Source organism: Bradyrhizobium sp. USDA 4369 (assembly GCF_054056435.1).
Window position 1 is genome coordinate 3,588,758 of sequence record NZ_JBSRYH010000001.1, and the last position, 17,197, is coordinate 3,605,954.

The 17,197-nt window shown below is 61.4% G+C and carries 19 protein-coding genes and 1 pseudogene; 11 read left to right on the forward strand and 9 right to left on the reverse strand.

The features are described 5' to 3' along the window. Both ACVIJ6_RS16280 and ACVIJ6_RS16285 read right to left on the reverse strand, forming a co-directional pair. Entirely contained in the window at positions 1–1,206 is a 1,206-nt protein-coding gene (locus tag ACVIJ6_RS16280; protein WP_425988334.1) for an efflux RND transporter periplasmic adaptor subunit, read from the reverse strand. Positions 1,207–1,250: 44 nt separating this feature from the next. Next, complete coding sequence (locus ACVIJ6_RS16285; protein WP_456773505.1) at positions 1,251–1,532, reverse strand: metal-sensing transcriptional repressor; 282 nt, start codon at positions 1,530–1,532, stop codon at positions 1,251–1,253. A 75-nt stretch (positions 1,533–1,607) separates the two neighbouring features. Here ACVIJ6_RS16285 and ACVIJ6_RS16290 point away from each other — a divergent pair, with 75 nt between their 5' ends. The 5 genes from ACVIJ6_RS16290 (at position 1,608) to ACVIJ6_RS16310 (ending at position 4,343) form a co-directional block, all read left to right on the forward strand. Beyond that, on the forward strand, positions 1,608–1,886 hold the full coding sequence (locus ACVIJ6_RS16290; RefSeq protein WP_425988329.1) for a metal/formaldehyde-sensitive transcriptional repressor: 279 nt from the start codon (positions 1,608–1,610) through the stop codon (positions 1,884–1,886). Between the two features lie 376 nt (positions 1,887–2,262). Further along, positions 2,263–2,676 (forward strand): YkvA family protein, encoded by a 414-nt coding sequence (locus tag ACVIJ6_RS16295; protein WP_456773506.1) that lies wholly within the window; start codon positions 2,263–2,265, stop codon positions 2,674–2,676. 103 nt (positions 2,677–2,779) lie between these two features. Beyond that, positions 2,780–3,337, forward strand: a complete 558-nt coding sequence (locus ACVIJ6_RS16300) for a sigma-70 family RNA polymerase sigma factor (protein ID WP_425988327.1) — start codon at positions 2,780–2,782, stop codon at positions 3,335–3,337. Further along, positions 3,334–3,975: an NrsF family protein gene (locus ACVIJ6_RS16305; protein ID WP_425988325.1), complete on the forward strand. Its 642-nt coding sequence runs from the start codon at positions 3,334–3,336 to the stop codon at positions 3,973–3,975. Before ACVIJ6_RS16300 ends, ACVIJ6_RS16305 begins: the two co-directional genes overlap by 4 nt. Positions 3,976–4,082: 107 nt before the next feature. Then, a complete protein-coding gene (locus tag ACVIJ6_RS16310; protein WP_425988323.1) occupies positions 4,083–4,343 on the forward strand; it encodes a hypothetical protein in 261 nt (86 codons plus the stop codon). Between the two features lie 767 nt (positions 4,344–5,110). Here ACVIJ6_RS16310 and ACVIJ6_RS16315 read toward each other — a convergent pair. Continuing rightward, positions 5,111–5,830: a nucleoside phosphorylase gene (locus ACVIJ6_RS16315; RefSeq protein ID WP_425988321.1), complete on the reverse strand. Its 720-nt coding sequence runs from the start codon at positions 5,828–5,830 to the stop codon at positions 5,111–5,113. An 89-nt stretch (positions 5,831–5,919) separates the two neighbouring features. Here ACVIJ6_RS16315 and ACVIJ6_RS16320 point away from each other — a divergent pair. Then, a pseudogene (locus ACVIJ6_RS16320) lies at positions 5,920–6,529 on the forward strand (class I SAM-dependent methyltransferase). A gap of 22 nt (positions 6,530–6,551) precedes the next feature. Here ACVIJ6_RS16320 and ACVIJ6_RS16325 read toward each other — a convergent pair. Genes ACVIJ6_RS16325 through ACVIJ6_RS16350 form a run of 6 tightly spaced genes read right to left on the reverse strand, consistent with a single transcriptional unit; the run spans position 6,552 to position 9,918 of the window. Beyond that, a complete protein-coding gene (locus ACVIJ6_RS16325; RefSeq protein ID WP_425988319.1) occupies positions 6,552–6,929 on the reverse strand; it encodes a rhodanese-like domain-containing protein in 378 nt (125 codons plus the stop codon). Between the two features lie 38 nt (positions 6,930–6,967). Then, positions 6,968–7,882, reverse strand: a complete 915-nt coding sequence (locus ACVIJ6_RS16330) for an MBL fold metallo-hydrolase (RefSeq protein WP_456773507.1) — start codon at positions 7,880–7,882, stop codon at positions 6,968–6,970. Between the two features lie 14 nt (positions 7,883–7,896). After that, a complete protein-coding gene (locus tag ACVIJ6_RS16335; protein ID WP_425988315.1) occupies positions 7,897–8,700 on the reverse strand; it encodes a sulfite exporter TauE/SafE family protein in 804 nt (267 codons plus the stop codon). After that, positions 8,700–9,143 (reverse strand): DUF6691 family protein, encoded by a 444-nt coding sequence (locus ACVIJ6_RS16340; RefSeq protein ID WP_456773508.1) that lies wholly within the window; start codon positions 9,141–9,143, stop codon positions 8,700–8,702. Before ACVIJ6_RS16340 ends, ACVIJ6_RS16335 begins: the two co-directional genes overlap by 1 nt. A gap of 2 nt (positions 9,144–9,145) precedes the next feature. Continuing rightward, complete coding sequence (locus ACVIJ6_RS16345) at positions 9,146–9,571, reverse strand: YeeE/YedE family protein (RefSeq protein WP_425988309.1); 426 nt, start codon at positions 9,569–9,571, stop codon at positions 9,146–9,148. Continuing rightward, a complete protein-coding gene (locus ACVIJ6_RS16350) occupies positions 9,568–9,918 on the reverse strand; it encodes an ArsR/SmtB family transcription factor (protein ID WP_425988306.1) in 351 nt (116 codons plus the stop codon). Before ACVIJ6_RS16350 ends, ACVIJ6_RS16345 begins: the two co-directional genes overlap by 4 nt. Before the next feature lie 568 nt (positions 9,919–10,486). Between ACVIJ6_RS16350 and ACVIJ6_RS16355 the strand changes: the two genes are divergently transcribed. The 5 genes from ACVIJ6_RS16355 (at position 10,487) to ACVIJ6_RS16375 (ending at position 17,165) form a co-directional block, all read left to right on the forward strand. Next, a complete protein-coding gene (locus tag ACVIJ6_RS16355) occupies positions 10,487–11,218 on the forward strand; it encodes a L,D-transpeptidase (protein WP_425988303.1) in 732 nt (243 codons plus the stop codon). Further along, positions 11,218–13,302: a protein-disulfide reductase DsbD family protein gene (locus ACVIJ6_RS16360; RefSeq protein WP_425988300.1), complete on the forward strand. Its 2,085-nt coding sequence runs from the start codon at positions 11,218–11,220 to the stop codon at positions 13,300–13,302. Before ACVIJ6_RS16355 ends, ACVIJ6_RS16360 begins: the two co-directional genes overlap by 1 nt. 10 nt (positions 13,303–13,312) lie before the next feature. Further along, positions 13,313–13,942 carry a DsbA family protein gene (locus ACVIJ6_RS16365; RefSeq protein WP_425988297.1) on the forward strand — a complete coding sequence of 210 codons (630 nt, stop codon included), beginning with the start codon at positions 13,313–13,315 and terminating at the stop codon, positions 13,940–13,942. Positions 13,943–14,538: 596 nt separating this feature from the next. Further along, positions 14,539–14,715, forward strand: a complete 177-nt coding sequence (locus tag ACVIJ6_RS16370; protein ID WP_425988295.1) for a hypothetical protein — start codon at positions 14,539–14,541, stop codon at positions 14,713–14,715. Continuing rightward, on the forward strand, positions 14,712–17,165 hold the full coding sequence (locus ACVIJ6_RS16375) for an AAA family ATPase (RefSeq protein ID WP_456773509.1): 2,454 nt from the start codon (positions 14,712–14,714) through the stop codon (positions 17,163–17,165). The genes ACVIJ6_RS16370 and ACVIJ6_RS16375 overlap by 4 nt, the downstream gene beginning before the upstream one ends. Positions 17,166–17,197 lie beyond the last annotated feature (32 nt).

Consider the following 17,197-nt stretch of genomic DNA (forward strand, 5'->3'; position numbering starts at 1 on the left):
TCAGTCCTCTTCGCCGGGCTTCGACAGTTCCGCCTTCAGCGAGAACGTGTTCGACACCGCGATGATCTCGCCGGCCGCAAGGCCCGAGACGATCTCGACGGATTGGCCATCGCGCTGGCCCAAGACGACGTCGCGCTTCTCAAACCCCTCCCTGGTGCGGACGAAGACGGCCTTGCGGCCTCCGACGTTTTGGACGGCGCCGAACGGCGCGACCACGGGAGCGGTGTGCTCCTCGATGGCGATAGCGGCCGTGACGAACGACCCTGGTCTCCAGCGGCCGTCGGCGTTATCGATGGCCGCAACGACGCGCGCGGTACGGGTATCCTTGTCGAGCAGTGGGCTCACGAAGACGATCTTCGCGGTGCCTGCCTCCGGTTGACCACGCGTCGCGACGTTGACCGCTTGTCCCTCCCTGACCGCAGGCAGATCGGCCGAGGAGACTGATAGGTCGATCCAGACGCGGCCGAGGTCGACGATGACGAAGAGTTCGGTTTCGAGACTATCGCGACCGACGGCCGTGCCAAGTTCGACCCGGCGTTCCGCGACCCGTCCGGAGATTGGAGCACGGACGTTCTGGCTGCGCAGCAGGGCGTCGGGGGCTTGCGGAAGTGCTTCGATTTCATCCGCCCGCACGCCCAGGGCCAGCAGCTTCTGGCGCGCAATGTTGAGACGCATCGAAACTTGAGCCGCCGCATTGCGCGAGCGGATGTACTGCTGTTCCGGAACGGCGCGTCCCTCCCAAAGCGATTTGTCGCGAGCGGTCAGATCTTGCTGCAAATCGTTCGACAGCCGGGCCGCCAGATATTCGCTCTTGGCATCGGCAATCTCGCGGCTCTCGAGGACGGCCAGAATCTCGTCCTTGACGACGTCGTCGCCGATATTCTTGCTTAGTTCGGCGACCGTGCCCGACAGTTTGACGGCGACATGTGCTACGCGGCCGGCATCGGGGACGACGGTGCCGGGCACGGCCAGGCGCCTCGCGATCGTAGCGGGTCCGACGCTGCGCTGCTCGATCTCAGCAAGGCGTATGCGCTCATCGTCCATCGCCACGACTGTGGACTTGTTCGACGATCCGGCGGGCTTGGCGTCCCGCTGCGCGACGGCCGCCGGAACCCCGAAACCGGATACCCGCTGCAACGCCGGAGCGCCGAGCGCCAGTGCGGCACCCAGGACAAAGGCTGTGACGGTGATCGGTCGGATGGCCATGCGAGACTACTGACGGTTGCTGGTGAGGAACGGCTACGTCGCCGTCATAGGTAGCGCGAGATCGCCTTGAACTCGGCGAGCACGCGTTCAGTCGATTTTGCCTTCCCGCCGTTGGCGGCGGTGTCCAGGCAATGATCGACGTGATCGTGGATCAGCGTCTTCTTCGCCTCGCTGATGGCTTTCTCGACGGCATGAAGCTGCTGCGCCAGGTCGAGGCAGGGGCGGCCGTCCAAGAACATCTCGATCACCTTGTGAAGGTGACCTTCTGCGCGCTTCAGACGCTTGAGGATTCCGGCGTGCGTTACGTGAACATGATCGTTGGCCATGGCAAGCATGTATCCCCCCGGGGGGGATAATACAAGGCGATTGCGTAGAATAGGGGGGTAGGCTATGTTGTCGCAATGAGCCATACCATAAGGGAAAAGAAAAAACTGCTTGCCCGCGTCCGTCGGATCAAGGGCCAAGTCGAGGCGATCGAGCGCGCGCTGGGAGAGGAAGCCGAATGCGAACGCATCATGCATATGATCGCGGGCATACGGGGTTCCGTCGCCGGCTTGATGGCTGAAGTGGTCGAGGACCACATTCGGACCCATTTGGTCGATCCAAAGAAGAATCCGGGCGCGCTCAATGCGGATGCGGCGGACGAGCTCATCGAAGTCGTTCATGCGTACTTGAAATAGAGGTGCCACGATCCCGCACACGATCAATCATGCCGCTTCCCACAACCACGTCTTTCCTGGTCGCTTGAGCAACTTTTTCGACCATCCCACAACATCTTCGCAACACCTCACGGAGGCTGGATTTACCGTGGCGGTAGATGGAGTCCGCTGACCTACAACCAGTCCATTAGCGCCTCCGCGTCGCGCGCGACCTGGCCGGGCGCATCGCAGTGCCGATGATCGACGGTTACGTTGTTCGCGGTGTACTATATTTCGTTCGCGTTCATAAGACGCTTCGCGTAAACGCCGCGATGGCAGCCACTGTCACCGAGCGGCTTGGGAAACGCCATCGTTGATGTACTAGAGGCTTTTGAAACTAAGGCAGCTTGAGCCAACGATGTTAGATCGATTGAAAACCTGGGCGCGGTCCCTCAAACGGGACGTTCATGCGATTTATCTTGCGGCCCGTGATCCGCGAGTGCCGTGGTATGCGAAAGCGCTGGCGTTGGCTGTTGCGAGTTATACGCTTTCTCCAATCGATTTGATTCCGGACTTCATCCCGGTCATCGGATACCTGGACGATTTAGTTATTGTTCCGATCGGAATTTGGCTCGTCGTGTCCTTGATCCCTCCAGAGGTGATGGCCGAGTATCGCAGCATTGCCAGAGCTGCTGCGGATCGTCCCGTGAGCAAGGGGGCAGCCGTTGCTATTGACTCGATTTGGATTTTGTGTACCGCCGCTATCGGCTGGTACATTTGGACTGAGTTCGAGCCGCCACATTCAAAAGAGCCCACTATCGGCCTTCAGTGAAAAGGCAGGAAGAGCCCCTGCAGTACCGAAAGATTTCAACGAGCCCGACGGGGGAATGTAACCAGATCGCGTCCGCAGCCGAACTAAGTAAGGTGGAGGGGATTTGAGCAGCTTGGAACTGGAGTTAAAGACGCTGATGCTGGCCAGCCTGGACGGCGACCGGGGCGCGCACGGTGCCTTGCTCGACAGGCTGAGCCGACACCTGCGCGGCTACTACAAGCGGCATCTTGCCCGCAGCGGGGGCGGCGCCGAAGAGGCGGAAGACCTGGTGCAGGAAACCGTGCTCGCGATCCACCTCAAGCGTCATACGTATGACGTCGAGACCCTGCTCACGCCTTGGGTGCATGCGATCGCGCGATACAAGCTCATCGACCATCTCCGGCGAAGCCGCTTTTCGCGTGCTGAAGTCCCGATCGACGATCATTATGACCTCATCGCGGCGGATGATCGGGTTTCCGTCGAGAGCGCGCACGACGTCGGCCGGCTGCTGAGCTTGTTGCCTGAAAGGACGCGACAGGCAATCGAAGCCGTGAAACTCGAGGAGCGGAGCGTTTCCGAAACCGCCGCACGCTACGGCATGTCGGAATCCAACGTGAAGATCAGCATCCACCGGGGTTTGAAGGCATTGGCCACCCTCATCGGCAGAGAGACGAACGTATGAAAACCGAGGACCTTGTAGCCGGGCTGGGCCGAAGCAACCGCCCCGTCGATCGCGGCATTGTAGTTCGCAGCTTCGGCATCGCTTTGGTAGTTGGCATAGCATTGGCTCTCTGCGCCGCAATCGTCTTGCTCGGGACGAGGCCCGACCTGGCGACGGCCCGGACGGCGGTCTTCGTCGCCGTAAAGCTTGCGTTCAGCACCACTGTCTTCGCGTTGTCGGCTCTCTATCTGTTGCGGCTTGCGCGGCCGGGGGGCGAATACAGAGTTTCCCCCGCCCTGATGGCGGCGCCGTTTGTCGCGGTCGTTGGGCTTGCAGGCGCGGTTATGATCATGGCGCCGACTTCGCACTGGGACCGCATGGTGATGGGAGACCAGTGGCTCGAATGCCTTGTCTCGATACCGATTATCGCCGTCGCTCCCTTCGCCGCGGTAATCTGGGCCGCGCGGAGAGCGGCGCCCACCGACCTCGTCAGGGCAGGCGCGTTCGCCGGCCTGGTCGCGGGGAGCATCAGCGCGATGGCCTATGCCCTTCACTGCACCGACGATTCGCTGCCTTTCGTGGCTGTATGGTACGGCGGCACGATCGCGCTATGCACCCTCGCGGGGGCAATGTTGGGACCGCGGCTGTTGCGGTGGTGAGGAGAGGGGTCTTCACGTCGGCGTGATCCTGTAACCCGTTGCGCGGATCAACCGAACTCCTTCTTGAAGCGCACGTCGGGTGCGTTTCCAAAGAATGGAGCCGGACCATGTTTAGGAAATTTATCGCTGTGACTTCGCTTGTGCTGCCGCTTGTTGCCGGAGCGGCGACGGCGCACGCCGGCTCGACCATCACCGATAAGAGCTATTGGCCGAATGAGGCGAGGATGTCCCGAGCCGGTGCCCCTGCGCAATCCAACCCGAGTGCGGCCTTCGCATCCGACGCCTATGCGCCGGCCGCACCTCTGCCGACGACATCATCGGTCGGCGGCAATGTCGGCCGTTATCAGGGCGGCCCGAAGGGCAGGTAAGTAGCTCCCGCGGAGCGGCGCCCGCTCCGCGCAGCCCATCGTCGGGCGGGAGGCGCTTCCTTTCGGGATTTTGCTCGTTCGGAGCGCGCTGGACTTGCACGGGAAGGCCTCATCGGCGTGCACGGCTATCGGCCTACTGCGGCAGCCGATGGGCCAGATGGTGAGGTCATGGACCGCGGCGGCTGAGCATCTGCACGGCGGAGAATGGCGATACTGGCAGAGGTCGTCCAGCAGCCTGGCTAGGCAGGCATGGAGGCTGGGGCAGCAATCCCCCACTTTGGGACGCCTCCCATACGCTGGCGAGCTCTCTGCCGACGGGAGCAGCATCGTTCCGGGGCGTCGGCAGTCGCCCGCGCCCACCGGCTCCCTGCGCCTGCTCCGATCGCGTGCCATGTAAGACGAACAGAGGCATGGTACCGTCGCCTCCGCGCAGCGGATTGCTCACGCGACGCTTCAGATCGGAGTCGGCGTAGGTAACGAGTGAGCCTTGGCTCCAGCTAATGTCATCTGAGGGAACCAGTCCTTCGTCCTTTGGAGTGCCCGGTTGCCAGATGATGCGGTCGGAGGCGGATCTGCGCTTCCAGATATCAGGGCGTTCAGGTGCTTCCAGCCGCAGCCGGATCGTCGATGCCGTTCGGCAGGTCCATGAAGGCTCGGCGATCTTCCCGACGTCTGCCCGGTTTCGAAGGATGGGTCATCGATGGCGCTGCACCGCGGGGAAGTACCCAGATCGTCGGCCGCGCAGGCGCGCGCCCGGGCATGTCCGCCTATCCTTCGGCCAAAGCACCCACGATGCTGCCCAGGACCGCCAGTGCATCCACCGTGCCGTCGTCCTCGCCTTTTTCGAAGTCCGCGCCGCTTTGGGCCATCGTGTTAGTCACATGGGCCAGGCAGAGGACCTTGCAGCCAGTCGCCATGGCGAAGGCGTATAGAGCGGCCGCTTCCATTTCGACCGCGAGGATCCCCTTGTCGGCTGCGGCCTGAATGGCTTCGCTGGTTTCGCGGAAAGGAGCGTCGGTGGTCCAGGTCGAACCGCTGATGGTTCTGGGACCGTCTCGCTTTGCAGCCTCGACCGCGGCGGCGAGCAACTGCGGACATGCGCTCGCATATTCCGAGGGTGGAGCATAGTGATAGCTTGTGCCTTCGTCGCGCAGCGCTCGGTCGATGATGATGAAGTACGGAGGAGGGCCGGAGGCGACGATCTGCCCGGACGACGTTAAGCTGATCAGCAGGCGACAACCGCTGGCGAAAAGCTCTTCAGCCACCAGAACGGCGAAAGACGCGCCGACTGCCCGTCCGACGATGCCGACATCCCTTCCGGCGAGGCAGAAAACATCGAGTTCGGTGTGATAGCATGGCCATCCTTCGAACGGCTTGGCGCGCCCGGTCCGGCGAAGATGGCGGACCAGATCGCCGTCCGGATCCAGCAGGCAAACGGAGGGAACGTCAGCCTCCTTGATGTTCTTCTGGCGTCGTGCCTCGCGCATCAGCGCCGCAGGCACGAAGGCCGAAGGCGCTGAAGGGTTCAGGTAGGACCATCTACGTTGCACCGTAATTAGAAGGAAGGGGAGCAGTTGTGAACGACGCCGACCGCCAAGCTCATTGGCAGAACGTATACGCGACGAAGGCCGAGAAGGAAGTGAGCTGGTTTCAGGAGAATCCAGCCCCGTCGCTCGATCTCATCGCCGCCACCGGCATCTCGACCGACGCAGCCATCATTGACGTCAAGGGCGGTGCTTCACGGCTGGTTGATAGCCTGCTCGAGCAGGGTTTCCGCCGGGTAACGATACTCGACCTCTCCGCAAAAGCTCTTGAGGCAGCGAAACCGGCCCGGAGAAGCAGTCGACTGGATCGTCGCGGATGTCACCAGTTGGAAGCCTTCGAGTACGTATGACCTCTGGCACGATCGTGCCGCTTTTCACTTTTTGACGGAGCCGACCGACCGCGATGCGTACGTCAGTAGCCTGAAGAAGGCAGTACGTCCCGGTGGTCGCGTAATCATCGCGACTTTTGCTCCGGACGGCCCCGAAAGGTGCAGCGGATTGCCGATCGTGCGCTACGATCCGGATGAGCTTGCCTCGACGCTTGGACCAGCCTTCGAACTGGCAGATTCCCGACGGCACGATCATACGACTCCCGGCGGCAACACGCAGCGTTTTCAGTTCAGCCGGTTTCTGCGAAGGTAACCAAGCTTCGGGCCGCTTCGCTTCAGGACGGCTTGTTCCCGCCTAGAGCCTTCTGTAGCGCAGGAAAACCGCCGGCGACGTGAGCCACGTTCGTTACGCCCATATCCTTCAAAGTTCTGGCAGCCAATGCCGAACGGCCGCCCGAGCCGCAGTACAGCACCAGCTTCTTTTTTCCGGCAAGCTTTGGATTATGCGAGGGGCTCTCCGGGTCGATCTGGAACTCTAGAAGTCCGCGTGGGACGTGCACCGCTCCCGTGAGCGAACCTTTCTCCACCTCACCAGGCTCCCGCAGATCGACGAAGACGACGTTTCCGTCGTCCTTGAGCTTGATCGCCTCCTCGGCGGCAAGCGTCTCGATCTGTCCGTTGGCGTCAACCACAAGTTGGTTAGCGGTTTTCATGACGGAGTCCTTTCATTCTGTGAGGTTTGGAGGTGCGATCAATCGTCCCAAGGGGCGGGCTCAAGCGCGTCGAGCGGAATCTTCAGGTAACGCTTGCCGTTTTCTTCCTGTTCCGGCAATCGCCCGCCCTGGATGTTTACCTGAAGAGAGTGAAGGATGAGCTTCGGCATCGGAAGTTCGCGGTCCCGGGCGTCGCGCAGCGCGACGAACTCTTCCTCGGTCTTCGCCTTCGTTAAATGGGTGTTCTCAACGCGTTGCTGTTTGACGGTGCTTTCCCAAAGGGGCTTCTTGCGTCCGCCGGGACAGTAGTCGTGGCCCGTGAACAACCGGGTGTCGTCGGGAAGAGCCATGATCCTCTGAATGCTGGACCACAGCGCGCGCGCGCTGCCGCCCGGGAAGTCCGCGCGGGCGGTACCGCCGTCCGGCATGAAGATCGTATCGTGGATGAACCCCGCGTCGCCGACGAGATAGGCGATAGAAGCTAACGTGTGGCCCGGCGTCAGCAGGACCTCCACGTCCAGGTTGCCGATCCTGAAGCGTTCGCCGTCGCCGAAGAGCTTGTCCCATTGCGAACCGTCGGTCGCGAACGTGTCGGCATAATTGTAGATACGCTTCCACAGCTTCTGCACGTCGACGACCTTTTCACCGATCGCAGTCGGCACGCCGGTTTTCGATCTGAGATAACCCGCAGCGGAGAAGTGATCGGCGTGCGGATGTGTGTCCAGGATCCAGACCAACCTGTAACCCTCACGTTCGATGTGGGCCAGCAGGGCGTCCGCCGAAGTCGTCGCCGTCGCGCCGGAATTCGGATCGAAATCGAGGACGGGATCGATGATCGCGCATTCCAGCGTCTCCGGATCGGCAACGACGTACTGGACGCTCGACGTGCGCTTCTCGAAGAAGCCGGTCACGACGGGACAGCCGTGGCGGCAGGTGGATTTCTCGTTCGTCATTTCATTTTCTCTTTTCATGCCACAGTCGATGGTTGCCCGAAGCCTTTGGCCACGACGTAGACTCCAACCAGGATGACCAGGCTCGCGAAGACAAGGGTAAGCGCCCGCTTCCGGGCGCCTAGAATCTTCCCGATCCGGACACCGACCACGCCCCCGGCGAGACCACCGAGAACGAACAGGCCGGCCATGGGCCAATCGATGAGGCCCGAGACCGAGTAGCTCGCGGCCGTTGCCGCGCCGAAAGCGCTCACGGCGAACAGCGACGTCCCGATGGCGTTCGATAACGGCATTCCGGTCGCCAGCATCAGGCCCGGCACGATCAGAAAGCCGCCGCCGATCCCGAAGAACCCCGAGAACAATCCGACGGTGAATCCTACGCCGATGAGAAGCGGAGCGAGCTTGCCGGCGGACTCCGTCGTCAATCTGACGTCGGGATCGCCTTCCGAGGACCGGGGCCGCAGCATGAGCAGACCGACGACGACCATCACCAGTCCGAACAATGCCAGAAGCCTTTGACCGTCGACCGCCTTGGCCGCCGTCGAACCGCCGAAGGCGCCAACGACGCCCGCCGCCGCGAAGACGGCGGCGCAACCCCATTTGACGTTTCCGTTTTTCCAGTGCGAGAGCAGGTTTCCCGCCGCACTCGCCGCGACGGCGACCGCGCTGGTGCCGATGGCCACATGCGGGGACCTAACGCCGACTACGTAGACCAGCAGAGGCACTGCGAGGATCGAGCCGCCGCCGCCCACCAGGCCAAGCACGATGCCGACGACACCTCCCGAAACGAGGGTGAGCATGCTGGTGACGACATCCGGCATCACGCATCGACCGCGCGCGAAGAAGATCCTGCCTTGCCGGACGGAAGAGCGGCGCAAAGACCGATGCCCGCGAGCATGGCGACGACGAACGCCAATACTTGCCAGAGACCGAGCGGCAGCGTGGCCACCGCAGGGCCCGGGCACAGGCCCACCAGGCCCCAACCGACTCCGAAAATGGCGGCGCCTCCTATCAAACGGGCGTCGAAATCCCGGCGACTCGGTATCTCCAATTTGTCGCCGAGGACAGGAATACCCCGGCGTTTCGCCACGGCGTATCCGATAGCGGATGCGGCGATGGCGCCGACCATCACCAAAGCGAGGCTCGGATCCCATGACCCGGTGACGTCCAGAAATGCCAGCACCTTCGCAGGATTCACCATCTGCGCGACGTTGAGCCCGAGGCCGAAGAGGAGTCCGGCGGCGAATGCGGAGAGGGCCAACATCGCTATTGTCCGATCAGGTGACGGGTGACGAGCACCGTAACGACGGCGGTGATCATGAAGACGCCGGTCGCGACCAACGATCTCGGAGATCTGCGTGAAAGGCCGCATACGCCGTGGCCGCTGGTGCACCCTGATCCCAGCCGCGTGCCGAAGCCGACGAGTAACCCTGCGACCACGATCACGCCCGCGGAGGCATCGAACGTGACAGGAGGCAGCGGACCGAAGATGACGCCATAGAGGAGGGGCGTCAGCAATACGCCGACCACGAAGGCCCCCCGCCATGAGACCTCTCGGAGGTCGCGCTGAAACAGGCCCGCCACGATTCCGCTGATGCCTGCGATTCTTCCGTTGAGGATCAATAGGAGCGACGCGGAAGCACCAATCATCAATCCGCCCGCGAGGGCCGATCCTGGAGTGAATTCGGTCATCGGAGCGCTCCCCGTGGCTTACGGGCTTTGCGCGCGGTGCGGCAGAACAGGTCGTGAAGCGTCGCGAACAGCTTTTCGATGCGAGGGTCGGCGATGCGGTACCAAACCGTCTGGCTTTCCTTGCGGAACGTGACGATGCCCTCGTCGCGCATCTTCGAAAGGTGTTGGGACAATGCCGACTGGCTTATGTCGACGGCGTCGACAAGAGAGCCCACCGTCGCTTCGCCGTATTCTACCAGCTTGCAGAGGATCATGAGGCGCCGCTCGTTGGCGAGCGCGCTCAGTATCCCCGCGACCTCCGTCGCGTTCTTCTGGAAGTCCGCGAGATTCTTGGCATCGGGAACCATCGTCTTTGTCCTCATTAGTAATTTCTAAATTAGGTAATGCTTATGTGATTGGCAAGCGTGGAACACGAAGGCATCACGGACTGGTGATTTGCCAGTCGCGCTCCAGCTAGAGAAGAAAGCAACAATGCACCCGAATCCTGCCCATGCCATCGGAACCGCGCCTCGGCGGACGAGCTTGTCTCGTTTGCTGCTGGCCGTGCTCTGCATGGTGGGCCTGTGTGCATCCCTCCTGCAGCCCGCGTCAGCACGGGGCGTCTCAAAGGCGGAGATCGCTGTCCAGACGGCGTTCTTGAAGAATCACGCCGTCAAAGGCGGAAAACCCTGCCAGCGGATGGTCCCGGGTGCCGTCACGTCGTGCAGCGCAGGCGCCATGGTCGGACTCGAAGCAATGAGTTCGGTAGTATTTGCTCCCCTGCATACCGATGCAGGATTAGCGTCCTTCACCGACATGACGCTCCATGTGCAATGGATCGGCGTTCCTCAGTTCAGGCCTCCCCGGATCGGCGCGTAACGTCGGCAGCTTCGCGCTGACGCTCTTATTGCGTCCATAAATCCCTGGAGAAATCTCATGACATCGCCGTTAGCCGCATTCCGTGCGGCGGCGCATCCGTTGATGCGCGTCTTTTGCTCGGCCGGATTGACCGTTCTGTTGGCTGCCTGCAACCAGGCGACGTTGCAGCAGGCGTCCTTTGCGACACCGCCTCAACCGCAGTATGCGGGCCTTACCGACGGCGCCGTTCGCATCCCCGCGATCGAAGCTGAGTCCATCGATCCGAAATTCGTCAAGCAGCGCGTGCGCTATGCCGCGAGGTATCCTGCCGGCACCGTCGTCGTCGATCCCCATGCCAAATTTCTGTATCTGGTGCAGGAAGGCGGCTTCGCTCTCCGCTACGGCGTGGGCGTGGGACGCGAGGGCTTCGGATGGACCGGAACGGCTGACATCCGCCGCAAGGCGCAGTGGCCGACCTGGACCCCGCCTTCTGCCATGGTCACCCGGCAACCCGAGCTCAAGCAATACCGTCAGGGCATGGCCGCGGGAATCGCGAACCCGCTGGGAGCGCGGGCTCTCTATCTTTACCAGGGCGGCAAGGACACGCTCTACCGTATCCACGGCACCAACGAGCCGGAAAGCATCGGCAAGAACGTGTCGAGCGGATGCATCCGGCTGTTGAATCAGGATGTGATCGATCTTTTCAACCGCGTGCCCGTCGGATCCAAGGTCGTCGTTCTCTCCGAGGCTGAATCGCGTTCGACCTCGTCGGTCGCAGCCGGGACGTCGATCACAGCGGAGGTGCGCTGATGAGGACGAACATCCGATTGTTCACCGTCGTCGCCGTCTTCGTCTTCTTCGCATCCGCCGCATTTGGCCAGACCTTCACGCCTCCGGCAGCGCAAAAGCCGGATATCAGGGCCGACCTCACGGTGGGCGGTTCGACGGCGGCGGCCCCAGACGAGACATGGTTGGGGGTCCATCTCAATCTCGGGCCGGGTTGGAAAACTTACTGGAAATCGCCGGGCGACGCGGGCCTGCCGACCGAGTTCGACTGGTCCGGTTCGTCGAACCTGGTCGAGGCGGAGGTGCAGTGGCCTGCGCCGTCCCGGCTCTCCATTCTCGGGTTCGAAACGGTCGGGTACACGCATGAGGTACTCTTTCCGGTTAGGATCAAGGTTCGCGACCCAAACGTCGCGACGCACATCCGCCTCAAGCTGGCTGTTTACGCCTGTAGCACCATCTGCGTCCGCGACGAGCGAGTACTCGACGCCACGATCCAGCCGGGAGCGGGCGGTCCATCCCAGGCCGCCATCGACGCATGGCGTTTGAAGGTTCCGGGGGCCACGTCCGACGTGCTGTCTGTTCTCTCCATCGAACGTTCCTCTACGGGGCCCGCGTCGTTGCGGATCGAGGTCGCCTCAAGCAAGCCTCTTCTCGCACCCGACGCCTTTATCGAGAGCGATCCTCCGCTGAGCGGAGACAAGCCGGTCGTGACGTTCGATCATGGCAACCGCGCGACGCTCACCGTCGATCTGCCAGGCGAGACGGCTGACAGCATCCGCAATCGGCCGGTGACCGCCACGGTGGTATCCGACGGCGGGTCCGTTCTGGCGGTATCGCCCGCGTTGCAGGCCGGTGGGGAAGCAGGCTCGGCGGAGTCCGTTGATCCCCGGCCGGGGTCCACCCCGTCAACTTTGCTCGCACTCATCGGCATCGCGCTCGCCGGCGGTTTCATCCTGAACCTGATGCCGTGCGTATTTCCGGTGCTCTCGCTGAAGCTTCTATCCTTCGTTCACGGCAGCACGGCCGACAAGAGACAGGTGCGCAGGGGGTTCACAGCGACGGCGGCCGGCATCCTCCTGTCGTTCCTAGCTCTTGCGGGCGTGCTGGCGGGCATGAAGGCAGCAGGCGCAAGCGTCGGCTGGGGCATTCAATTCCAACAGCCGATGTTCCTGGCGGGAATGTCGATCGTCCTGTCGCTGTTCGCCGCCAGCCAGTTCGAACTCCTTCATCTCGCTGCGCCATCCGCGCTGCTGACGAAAGTGAGCGGGATCGCGGGCGGGACGTCCACGACGTCGCATTTTTTCAGCGGTTTCGTGGCGACCCTCCTCGCAACGCCGTGCTCGGCTCCTCTTGTCGGAACGGCCGTAGGTTTCGCGTTGTCGCAGGGGACTGGCGAGATTCTGATCATCTTCGCATCCCTCGGCATCGGCATGGCGTCGCCATATCTGATCGTTGCCGCGTTTCCTGGGATAGCGAAGTTCATCCCAAGACCGGGGCCATGGCTGGCTGGTGTCAAACGGGTTTTCGGAATCGCGCTGCTGGCGACGGCCGGGTGGCTCCTGATGGTTCTCGGCGAGGTCGCCGGAACGACACTGGCTATTTCGATCGGCGCATCGTTAGCCTCGGCACTCGCCGTCCTCGGCCTGGCGAAAGGGGCGCCACTCAGGATGGTCGCGGGGGCGGGTGCGGCGATCGCGGTCGTCATTGCAGCTCTTGCCGCTTTCACACCGGAGCATCGATCGCCCGCCCAGCAGATTCCTTGGCGCACGTTTTCGGCCCACGAAGTGCAGTTGCTTGTCGCTGCAGGTCGCACGGTGTTCGTGGATGTCACCGCGGACTGGTGCATAACCTGCAAGATCAACAAGGCTCTTGTGATCGACGGGCAGGAGGTCGCGGGGCGGCTCTCCTCGGACGTGGTGCCCCTGCGCGCCGACTGGACCAAACCGGATCCGGAGATCGCGCGGTTTCTCAACAAGTACGGTCGCTACGGAATTCCCTTCAACATCGTCTTCGGCCCTGCGGCTCCTGACGGCATCGTGCTTTCCGAATTCCTTTCCACATCGTCTGTGTCGGCTGCGTTCAATGACGCGGCGGCACGTTCCAAATAGAGGTCACACCATGAAGAGAATAATTGTCGCCATCGCAATTAGCGTCACCATCGGAAGCTTCGTCGGCCTTTCAACCTTTGCTTCGGGGGAGAGCGCCGATGCCTTCCGGGAAAGCGTCTTGCGCGACCCCGACGTTCCGTCAATGGGCAATCCGCAGGGAGACATCACCATTGTCGAGTATTTCGACTATCAATGCCCGTACTGCAAGAAAGTCGCTCCGGAATTGGTCAAGATCGCCAAAGAAGATGGAAAGCTGCGTATTGTGATGAAGGATTGGCCGATCTTCGGCCCAGCCTCGCAATATGCGGCGAAGATGGTCCTCGCGGCCAAATATCAAAACAAGTACCATGAAGCGCATGCCGCTCTCATCGGGGCCACCACGAAGCTGAGCGAGCAAATCGTCCAGGACCTACTCTCGAAGGCCGGCATCGACGTCGACCAAGTCGTCAAGGATATGGCGACGTACCAACCTGCCATCGAAGCGCTGTTGGCCCGCAACAATGAACAGGCTGAAGCGTTTGGTTTTCAGGGGACTCCGGCCTTCATCGTGGGGACGTTCCGTGTTCCTGGCGTGCTCGATGCGGCTGGTTTCAAACAGGCCATTGCGGACGCGCGGGCCGCGGCACGCAAGAAGAAGTAGACGCGGTTAGGGGGCCCACGCCGGCGGGCCGACCTCTACGACGCGATCATGGAGGGTGCGGTCTGGCGCGTCCGTAGGGGAAGTGAATTCTAAGGGCGGTGGGGAGGGGGTCGGTGGGTAGGTAGAGCGATTGACTGATGGTCGGACGGAGGGGAAGCTGCTCTTAACTGATTTAGCGCGGAGGTGTTAGATCATCGACTGAAACCGCTGGCATTTTGTTGCGGTCGGTGGAGCGGAATCCGTCGACTTCGGGACACAAGACTGGTACACACAGCGTCATCGGGCTTGAAAGAAATGCCTGATTTTATTGGGTTTCTGTGAACAGCGTGGCAATCCCTCCCTCTCCGCCAGCCTGAGGCCTAACAGTCGGCTTCGACCGTCAAATAGCCACCATCAGCGAATGTCGGTATCGGTGGTTGCGTCTCCGTAACCAACCGACATCCGGGCTCAATTTCCGGCGTCCAAGGCCATTTCGGGGCGCCCGTCTCCCGTTCCTGGCGAGTGCAGAATAGGATAGAATTCGGATGCCACACCGGCCGCCGTTCCGTCGGCTGGGCCAGTTGGCGTGAGCGCCCTTCACGACGATCGAGGTTTGTGTGGCTACGCTTCAGCAGACAATTGCGAAGAAGTTTCTCGACAATCTTTCGGGCAGCGATGCCGTGAATGCCAGCCGAATCGAGCAGCTGCGCAAGCTCCTTGCGGACGGCAAAAAGGTGAAACCCGAGGACTTGGTGAAGATTTTTACGGCTGCCGAAGACGGTGACGTGAAGTGATCAAGCTCGAATCGGCTCACATCGAAGAGGTCCGGGGAATCCGAAAGCTAGATATCAATTTCGGTAAGGGCACATTCGCGATTTCCGGGCCGAACGGCTCTGGCAAGAGCGGCGTGATCGATGCCATCGAATTCGGGCTGACCGGGCAGATAGGCCGCCTAACGGGCCGAGGCACAAAAGGCCTGTCTGTTGCCGAACACGGTCCCCACGTCGACAAGACCAAGTTTCCGGACGCCGCGTTCGTCGAGCTCAAGGTGTTCATTCCGTCCTTGGGGAAATCAGCGAAGATAACGCGAAAGGTCTCAGCGCCGCGGAAACCCAAGATCGTTCCCGCCGACGCGGATATCAAAGCTGTGCTTGATGAGACCGCCGATCATCCTGAAATCACGCTTTCCCGCCGCGAGATTCTCCGCTTCATCCTCGTCGAACCGGCCAAGCGGTCCGAAGAAATTCAGACGATCCTGAAGCTTGAGGAGATCGGCCAGACGCGCGGGGCGCTGAACACGGCGCAGAGCAGGCTACAGACAGCTCACAAAATTGCTGCAGGACAGGTGCAGGCGAGCCGCGACACGCTGCAGCGTCACCTTCGGATCGCGACATTTCAAGCAGCTGAACTCCTTGCTGCCGTAAATGAAAGGCGCGTCGCGCTCGGCCTTACGCCAATCGAAAAACTCACTGCCGTTACTAAGCTCGATGCGGGCCTGTCCGAGACGGGCAAAGCGCCAGAGTTTAACAAGGCTTCGGTACTGCGCGATTTGAAGGCTCTGACCGAGGCGCTCGGCTTATTGCCCAATGCTGGCAAGGAGGAAGTGGCGTCCATTCTTTCAAGCATGGCACGCCTTGAAAGCGATCCGGCATTGCTCGACGCCTTACAGCGGCGCGCCCTGATCGAAAAGGGTCTCGACCTCATCGACGGCCCCGACTGTCCCCTGTGCGACCGCCCTTGGGACGATGAAGAGCACCTTCGCGATCACCTGAACGCGAAACTCGCGAAATCGGAGGAGGCGGGCAAGCTACAGGGGGAACTGCTAAAGAGCGGAAGCGACCTTGCGCGGTACGTTGTCCGACTGCTCGCCCTTCTCGGACCACCCCTGAAAGTCGCATCCGGCGAAGGCGATGCTGCTTGCGCGAATCTGATCACGGCCTGGACTACGAACCTTGAAGAGCTGAAAGCTCAGCTCATCTCGATGGACGGCCTCATGGGCCTGAAAGACCGTCTGGCCAGCGGCTGGTCCGCCACGCCGAAGGCCCTTCCCGCCGCTTTGAAAGCCCTCGCCGGCAAGATTGAGGCAAAACCCGATCAAAGCGCCACGGTCGAAGCGCAGACATTCTTGACGACGGCTCAGCTCCGTCTTAATGACTATCGCGAGGCGATGCGGAAAAACGAAGCGGCGAAGATCGCGAGCGCCTCGGCACAAGAGGCATATGACGCTTATTGCCGTGCGATGGAAGATGAATTGAATGCCCTGTATGAAGCCGTGCAGGAAGATTTCAGCGAGTTTTACAAGGCCATCAACGAAGACGATGAAGTTAGGTTCACGGCGAAGCTGACGCCGAGTGAGGGCAAGCTCGACTTCAACGTAAACTTCTATGAGCGGGGTCTTTTTCCGCCCGGAGCCTATCATAGCGAAGGCCACCAGGACGGGATGGGGGTTTGCCTCTACCTCGCGCTAATGAAGAGGCTCTTTGCGGACCGCTTCACCATCGCGCTGCTTGACGACGTGGTAATGTCGGTGGATTCAGCGCATCGCTATCAATTCTGCAAGCTCCTTAAATCTCAATTCCCCAACACGCAGTTCGTGATCACGACCCATGATCGGCTCTGGGCCGAGCAAATGAAATCGGCGGGCCTTGTCACTGCCAAGACCTCCCTGGCTTTCCATAGCTGGACGGTCGACACCGGTCCGCTTGTCGAGTCGAACACCGAAATCTGGGACGAGATCGCCGGGTCCCTGGCCAAAGGTAAAGTTGACACCGCAGCGGCGAGCCTTCGTCACCATCTTGAATACGCATCGCGCCACATGGCGGACCAACTCGGAGCGAGACCGGCATTCCGCGCTGACGGGAATTATGAGCTGGGAGAATTGCTGCCAAGCGTTCTGTCCCGCATGAAGGATCTTTATGGCAAAGCAGCCGAGTCGGCTCAGTCATGGAGCAATGCTGCGGCCAAGGAAATAGCAGGCACCCGCAAGACGACGCTCTCCAGCTCGTCTGGGGCGATGAATGTCGAACAATGGGCGGTGAACAAGGCGGTCCACTACAATGAGTGGGCTAATTTTGGAAAGAGGGACTTCGAGCCGGTGGTCTCTGCGTTCCGCGAACTTCTTGACTGCTTTCGGTGCAACGATTGCCAATCGTGGCTCTATGTGACGCCCAAAGGAATTCCAGAATCGCTGCGCTGTCCGTGCAGCGGGACGAACATGAACCTCAAGGTGAAGCCGAAGGGATGACGCCTCTCCGCCACTTAGTTAATGATCCGGAA